This is a genomic window from Spirillospora sp. NPDC049652, assembly GCF_040675125.1.
GTDB lineage: Bacteria > Actinomycetota > Actinomycetes > Streptosporangiales > Streptosporangiaceae > Spirillospora.
Genome location: NZ_JBFAOF010000314.1, coordinates 1 through 7,374 on the forward strand (window position 1 = coordinate 1; position 7,374 = coordinate 7,374).

7 protein-coding genes are annotated in these 7,374 nt (G+C 71.4%); 2 read left to right on the forward strand and 5 right to left on the reverse strand.

The window, feature by feature from the left end:
* The first annotated feature begins 76 nt into the window (after positions 1 to 76).
* Positions 77 to 412, forward strand: coding sequence for a hypothetical protein (locus tag AB0J52_RS20495; protein ID WP_500183202.1), 336 nt, complete (start codon positions 77 to 79; stop codon positions 410 to 412).
* Complete coding sequence (locus tag AB0J52_RS20500) at positions 409 to 798, forward strand: ATP-binding protein (protein WP_500183204.1); 390 nt, start codon at positions 409 to 411, stop codon at positions 796 to 798. Before AB0J52_RS20495 ends, AB0J52_RS20500 begins: the two co-directional genes overlap by 4 nt.
* A gap of 1 nt (position 799) precedes the next feature.
* On the opposite strand, the gene AB0J52_RS20505 is transcribed toward AB0J52_RS20500, so the two are convergent.
* The 5 genes from AB0J52_RS20505 to AB0J52_RS20525 form a co-directional block, all read right to left on the reverse strand.
* A complete protein-coding gene (locus AB0J52_RS20505) occupies positions 800 to 2,449 on the reverse strand; it encodes a bifunctional 3'-5' exonuclease/DNA polymerase (RefSeq protein WP_500183206.1) in 1,650 nt (549 codons plus the stop codon).
* A 43-nt stretch (positions 2,450 to 2,492) separates the two neighbouring features.
* Positions 2,493 to 4,004: a metallophosphoesterase family protein gene (locus tag AB0J52_RS20510; protein WP_500183207.1), complete on the reverse strand. Its 1,512-nt coding sequence runs from the start codon at positions 4,002 to 4,004 to the stop codon at positions 2,493 to 2,495.
* A 144-nt stretch (positions 4,005 to 4,148) separates the two neighbouring features.
* Entirely contained in the window at positions 4,149 to 5,807 is a 1,659-nt protein-coding gene (locus AB0J52_RS20515; protein ID WP_500183209.1) for a monocarboxylic acid transporter, read from the reverse strand.
* Positions 5,804 to 6,199, reverse strand: coding sequence for a DUF485 domain-containing protein (locus AB0J52_RS20520; protein WP_500183210.1), 396 nt, complete (start codon positions 6,197 to 6,199; stop codon positions 5,804 to 5,806). The genes AB0J52_RS20515 and AB0J52_RS20520 overlap by 4 nt, the downstream gene beginning before the upstream one ends.
* Positions 6,200 to 6,519: 320 nt before the next feature.
* Entirely contained in the window at positions 6,520 to 6,918 is a 399-nt protein-coding gene (locus AB0J52_RS20525; RefSeq protein ID WP_500183211.1) for a YccF domain-containing protein, read from the reverse strand.
* Positions 6,919 to 7,374 lie beyond the last annotated feature (456 nt).

Here is a 7,374-nt window from a genome sequence, read left to right on the forward strand (position 1 = left end):
AGAAGCCGCCGCGCGGCCGGGTGTGGATTGGAGCCCTCCCCCGGCCGCGCGGCCCATCCTCACAAGGAGGACGCACATGAGAATACGACGGTCAGCGGACGCGCGGGTCGTACGCGCGGACCTCGAAGACCACCATCTCGGACGGCTCGCCTGGGCCCTGGCCGAACACGGCTGGATGACCTCCACCCTCCCCTGGGAACGCCCCAGGCTGCTGCGGGTCTTCCACCCGCTCGTCCCCCACATCGGCGAGACCGTGACCGTCCGGCGGCAGCGCGGACGGCTCTACTTCCTCGACAGCTCCGGCCACACCCTCGCCCACGTCACCAAACTCCACCGGGCCGTCGCCGGACTCGACACCCGGCTCGAACCCTGCCGCCTCGCCGCCCTCGTCCCCGCCCGGACCACCACGTGACCGCGTCCCCGGGCGTGAAGCACCTCCAGGTCTTCCCGTCCGACACCGCCCACGTCGCCGCCGCCCGCCACTGGGTCGCCAAACTCCTCGGATCCGCCCACCCCGCACTGGACGACTGCGTCCTCCTGACGTCCGAGACCTGCACGAACGCGGTCATCCACGGCGGCGGAGAAACCGTCGAACTGTCGGTCGAAACCGAAGGCCGTGCCGTGACCGTCGCCGTCGTGGACGGAGGCGGCGGAACACTTCCGCACTACACCGACGACCCCTGCGGCCTCGGCGGACGCGGCCTCCCGATCCTCGAAGCGCTCTCCGACGACTGGGGATTCGACACCCTGGACGACGGACGGCTGCGGGTCTGGTTCCGCCTGGCCCCTCCGTCCTGAGTCACTTGGCGTCCGAATAGCGCTGCACCACGGCCGCCTCCATCGGGAAGACGACCGGCGTCTCTCCGAACAGGAGGCGGCCCGCTTCCTTCGCGGACGCCTCGATCGCGGCGACGACGTCGTCCGCCAACGGGCTCGGCGTGTGGACTATGACTTCGTCGTGCTGGAAGAAGACCAGGTGCGGGTCGCCCAGGGCGGTGAGGCGCTGGCGGAGGCGGGCCATCAGGGTCAGGGCCCAGTCGGCGGCCGTCGCCTGGACGACGAAGTTGCGGGTGAAGCGGCCCCGGCTGCGGACGGCCGAGGCCGAGCGGGTGTCCTCGCCCGTGGACGTCAGCTCGCGCCAGTCGGCCGACGGCGGCGGACAGGTCCGGCCCAGGCGGGAACGGACGAGATGACCCCGTTCTCCCGCCTGGGCCGCCGCCTCCACGAACTCGAACGCGTCCGGGAACCGCTTCTTCAACACCCCCAGAAGCTGCACCGCCTCGCCCGTCCCGCCTCCGTACATCGCCGACAGCAGCGCGAGTTTCGCCTTGTCGCGGGCGGTCAGGTCGGCGGACGGCGTGAACACGTCCGCCAAGGCCGCGTACAGATCACCCTGGGCCGCCGCGTCGGCGAACGCGCGGTCGCCCGCGAGCGCCGCGAGGACGCGCGGCTCCAGTTGCGCCGCGTCCGCGACGACCAGCGACCAGCCCTCGTCCGCCACGACCGCCGACCGCAGCACGCGCGGGATCTGCAACGCGCCGCCTCCGTTGGTCGCCCAGCGTCCCGAGACGACACCGCCGACCACGTACTCCGGACGGAACCGGCCCTCGTGCACCCACGTGTCGAGCCACGCCCATCCGTGGGCCGTGTGCAGGCGCGACAGTTCCTTGTACTCCAGCAGCAGCGGGACGGCGGGGTGGTCGATCTCCTTCAGCACGTACGCCCTGGTCGTCTTCACCTGGTGCCCGACCGCCGCGAACGCCTTGACGATCTGCGCCGGCGAATCCGGGTTCACGTGGCGTCCGAACGCGGCGCTGATCTTGTCCGCCAGTTCCTGGAGCCTGCGGGGACGCAGCCCGCCGGACGGGCGCGGCCCCAGCATCTCGGTCAGCAGCGCGTCGTGCGCCTCCACCGACCAGGGCAGGCCCGCGTGCGTCATCTCGGCCGCGATCAGCGACCCCGCCGACTCGGCCGCGCACAGCAGCGCGAAGCCGGGGATGCGGGCGATGCGGCGTTGCTGCTCGGCGTGGACGGCGACGATCTGCTCCAGATCCTCGGCCTCGTCCTCCTCCTCGTCGTCGAAGAGGGACGCCTGCGGACCGGCCTCGGCGGGCGGCGGCCGGTCGTCCGGCACGGGCTCACCGCGCAGCCGCGCCCAGGCGGCGGCGACCGACCGGGGCTCCCCGTACCGTCCGTCATGGCCGGACAGCAGGCTCTCGGCCAGTTCCAGGTCATGGCACCGCTCGCCCCGGACGCCCGCCGCCACCAGCGCCCGGTACACCCGCGCGGACGACGACCACACCCAGCGCGGACGGTCGGAACGCTCGCGCGCGGCGACCGCCGACGCCAGCGACGGCACGTTCTCCGCCTCGCCCGAAGGCGTGCCGTCATCGGCGAGGGGCCGCAGCGTGCCCCCGCCTCCCGCCCCGACGGCGATGGCGATCCTCACCGGCACATTGTGCCGTCCGGGTACGACAGAACGCCCGGCCCGGTCACGCCAGGGGGATGACGAACTCGTCCTCGACCGGCGGGTCGGTCTCGTGGTCGCCGCACCCGGTGACCGCGTAGCAGCGGACGCGCAGTTCGGTCTCGGTGACGTCCAGGCGGAGGAAGCTCTTGAAGAACGGCGGGCTGTCCCAGTCGGCCATCTCCGACCGGAACCGCTGCGGGATGCGCTTCACCGGCAGCCGCCGGATCTTCCAGCGCGGCCGCTTGCCGCGCGGGACGCCGAGCGCCGCCGCGACGAACCGCGCCCGCAGCGACACCTCCTCGTTGGCGTACCGGCGCGCGGCCTGGATGCCGAGTCGCCGCTCGACCGCCGCCGTCGCCTCCCTCGGCGACAGGTCGAACAGCCAGGGCATCCGGAACCAGCGCCCGTAGAGCTGGCTGTAGCGCGACAGGGAGTCGCCGCGCAGCGGGTAGCAGCGGAAGTCCGACTCGTCCACGATCGTGGTCTTCGGAATGATGTGGGTGGCGTGCATGAACGCCCCGCCGCCGCCCGACACGACGTACTGGAGCGTCCGGTTGCCGACCTTCACCGGGTACCGCTCGTAGTTGTGGATGTCGCCGCCGATCGCCGCGACGAAGTTGTTCGCCGGGTCGCGGACGATCTCGTCCACGGTGCCGCCGCCCGCGATCGGGTCGGGGTGCACCATGTCCTCCACCACCAGCGGCTTCCCGGTGACCAGGAGCTTCGGTTTCGGTCCCGCCGCCACGCCGCGCAGCCAGCGGCCCTGCTCGTCGTCCATGCCGCCGAGGATGCCGGTGTCGATGCCGATGATCCGCAGCGTCGGGGTGTCGATCGCCCAGTACGGCGCGGGCTGGACGGCCCGCTGCCTCGGCGCGCCCCGGTACCGCGCCCGCACCTCGGCGAGCCGCGCCGCGTCCACCTCGCCGGACCTGCGCCACAGCCGCCGGGCGAGCCAGGTGAACCGGCCGGACCAGGCCGGCGTGCAGTCCATGTCGAACTGGCAGAACACGTTCAGGAAGCCGCGCAGGCCGTCGTACCAGTCGTGGTTGCCGGGCACGGCGTAGATCGGCCCGGGATACCCGGCGTAGGGGCGGAAGAACTTGTCCTCGTAGTCCCCGGTGTCCCCGGTCGGGTAGATCACGTCGGACGCGATGACCAGGAAGTCGGTGTCGGCCCCGACCGACAGCAGCGGCGGGACGACGGCGTACTGCGACCGGTCCCCCTCGCCGGTGTCGCCCATGACGATGAACGAGAACTCCCGCTCGGGCCGGTGCATCGTGAGCGATCCCGGCGCGCCGCGCTCGGCCAGCGCCGCCACCGCCCGCTGCCGCAGCTCGCTGGACGGGTCGCCCCACAGCCGCGCCACCACGTCGTTGCGGGACCGCCACAGGACGGCCGGCCGCCGCCACGAGAACGCCCGCACCCGCTCGGGCATGAGCCGCCCGAACGTCCCCGGCCTGCCGCACGTCCACCCGGCCCCGGCCTCCGACGTCCGGGAGTTCTCGACCTCGTGCGGCCGGTCGTGGGCATGCATGAAGAGACCTCCGGGGGGCTGGGGTGTCCCAACTTTCCCCGGAGGTCTCTCCCACCGTCAAGCTCGCGGCTTTGGTCCGGTTCGCACCGTCCGCGCCGGGCCGTCAGGGCGCGGTCGCGGCCGGTTCCGTGAAGGCGGCCGCTGTCAGTGGGCCCCCTCGCCGGTGAGGGCGCGCACCTCCAGTTCGGCGTACTTCTCCGCGGTGCGCTCCTTCGACAGCACCGTCCCGAGGTAGGCGCAGAGGAACCCGATCGGGATGGAGAACAGGCCGGGGTTCTGCATGTGGAACGGCGCGACCGTGTCCGCGCTGAACAGCGCGTCCGGGTTCCCCTTCGGGATGGTCGCGGACTTGCCGCCCCAGCAGATCGGGCTCAGCAAAACGAGCCCGACCGCCGACACCAGGCCGCCGTAGATGCCCGCGACCGCCCCGGCGGTGTTGAACCGCTTCCAGAACAGCGAGAACAGCAGCGTCGGGAGGTTGGCGGACGCGGCGATCGCGAACGCCAGCGCGACCAGGAACGCCACGTTCAGCCCGCGAGCGAAGATCGACAGAAGGATCGCGACCGCGCCGATGACCACCGCCGACACGCGGGCCATCCTGACCTCGTCCCGCTCGGAGGTCTTCCCGCGCTTGAACACGTTGGCGTACAGGTCGTGCGCGAACGACGAGGACGACGCGAGCGTCAGCCCGGCGACCACGGCGAGGATCGTGGCGAACGCGACCGCCGCGATGACCGCCAGGAAGACCGCGCCGCCGGTCGTCCCGGCGCCGCCGCCGAGCTTCTCGGCGAGCTGCGGGGCCGCGGTGTTGCCGCCCTTGTCCTGCGCCATGATCGCCTTGCTGCCGACCAGGGCCGCCGCGCCGAACCCGATGACCAGCGTCATCAGGTAGAACACGCCGATGATGCCGATCGCCCAGTTGACCGACGTCCGGGCGGCGCGCGCGTTGGGGACGGTGTAGAAGCGGATCAGCACGTGCGGAAGGCCGGCCGTCCCGAGTACCAGGGCGAGGCCGAGCGACAGCAGGTCGAGCTTGGACCACACGTCGGTCGCGCCGTACTTCAGCCCCGGCTGGAGGAACTTGTCGCCCTTGCCGGAGCTGTCGGCCGCCGCGCCGAGCAGGTGCGAGAGGTTGAAGTCGAACTTCGACAGCACCCACACCGTCATCACGACCGCGCCGACCATCAGCAGCACGGCCTTGACGATCTGCACCCAGGTGGTGCCCTTCATGCCGCCGACCACGACATAGAAGATCATCAGTGCCCCGACCACCACGATCGTCCAGATCTTGGCGGCCTCGCCGTGCGTGCCGAGAAGCAGGTTGACCAGCGCGCCCGCCCCGACCATCTGGGCCAGCAGGTAGAAGATCGACACCACGATGGTGGAGATCCCGGCGGCGGCCCGGACCGGGCGCTGGCGCATCCGGAAGGCGAGCACGTCCGCCATGGTGAACCGGCCCGAGTTGCGCAGCATCTCGGCGACCAGCAGCAGCGCGACCAGCCACGCGACCAGGAACCCGATGGAGTACAGGAACCCGTCGTAGCCGGACAGCGCGAAGATCCCGGCGATGCCGAGGAAGGACGCGGCGGACATGTAGTCGCCGCCGATGGCCAGGCCGTTCTGCGGCCCGCTGAACTGCCGCCCGCCGGCGTAGAAGTCGGCGGCCGTGCGGGTCTGCCGGCTGGCCCAGACGGTGATGCCCAGGGTGATGGCGACGAACACGGCGAACAGGACGAGCGTGATCGTCCGGTGCTCGTTCTTGGAGACGCTCGCGGCCGCCGCGAGGACGTGGTGCGCGTTCACTCGGCCTCCTCGCCGACGGCACGGGCGTTACCGGGGGCGGCGCCGGGGGCGCCGGTGCCGACGCCGGCGGCCAGGGGTTCCAGGGTCCTGCGGGAGTAGCGCTCGTAGGCGAGGGCGATGAGGAAGGTGGACACGAACTGGAGCACGCCGAAGACGAGGGCGACGTTGATCTCGCCGACCACCTTCTTCGCCATGAAGTCGCGGGCGTAGGCCGACAGGACGACGTAGAGCAGGTACCAGATGAGGAAGGCCGCGGTCAGCGGGAAGACGAAGCGCCGGAACGCGGACCTCAGCCGGGCGAACTCCGGGCTCGCCTCGATCGCCAGGTACGCCGCCTCGTCCAGCTCGCGACGGGCGGGCGGTTCCGGCCGTCCGGGTGACTCTGCGCTCATCGATCACCTCCGGGAGTAGATCCCTTACCGAATGTCACCGTGATCGGCGGCAACAATGCCGGACGGAGGCGGGCGGCGGGGGCGATCGGCCGAAAAGGCCGGCTGCCGAATCAACCGGATATCCCCCTGATGCGCTACCGATGCCCGACTGTGATCCGGATCACAGGCATATCGGTGTGACACCGGGAAACGCTACGCCTCCGCACGGCTCAAAGTTGATGAATGCGCGAAGGCGGCGGTTCAGGACCGAGCGGCACATCGGGCCGGAGGGACGACGGGGGGCGCGGGGCTCCAGGGGTTTGCAGGGCCGGGCGGCGGGACTACGCGACGCCGAAGGTGCGCGGGTCGTCCGCCGGGACGATCTCCCGGCCGAGCGGGGTCAGCGAGATCGGGACGAGCTTGAAGTTCGCGATGCCGAACGGGATCCCGATGATCGTGACGCAGAGCGCGATCCCGGTGACGATGTGCCCGATGGCGAGCCAGATCCCGGCGAAGACCAGCCAGATCGCGTTGCCGACGCACGAGCCCGTGCCGGCGTCCCGGCGCTTGACGACGGTCTGGCCGAACGGCCAGAGCGCGAACAGCGCGATGCGGAACGAGGCGATCCCGAACGGGATGGTGATGATCAGGATGCAGCAGACGACCCCGGCGACGGCGTAGCCGAGCGCCATCCAGAAACCCGCCAGGACCAGCCAGATGATGTTCAGAAGGAAGCGCACGACCTCAACCTTAGGCCTCGGGAGCGATTCGGTCCGCTGACGCCGAACGCCGCCGCCGTCACCCGCCGGAGCGGGCCGGATGGTCGTGGATCAGGTCACGCTTCTGATGGGGAACGGCCGGGTGCCCCCACACGCGGCGGGCGCCGGTGCCACCCCCATGGACACCGGCGCCACCACGGCGAGGGCGCCTGCGGCCATCATGAGTCCCCCCAGAACGGCGACGAGTCGCCTTCTCATGATGCCTCCACAGACGGCCCTGGTCCCAGCAGAACCGGGACGCACTTAGAACACTAGAGGGACGTCCGTAATGCCCGCGTAAACCGACCCAAATGACCCGGGCAATTCTCAAGTTCGCAGGTCAGAGCGCTCATACCCCGCCGCTCCGCCCGCCGACACCCCGCCGCTCCGCCCGCCGACACCCCGCCGCTCCGCCCGCCGACACCCCGCCGCGCCGCC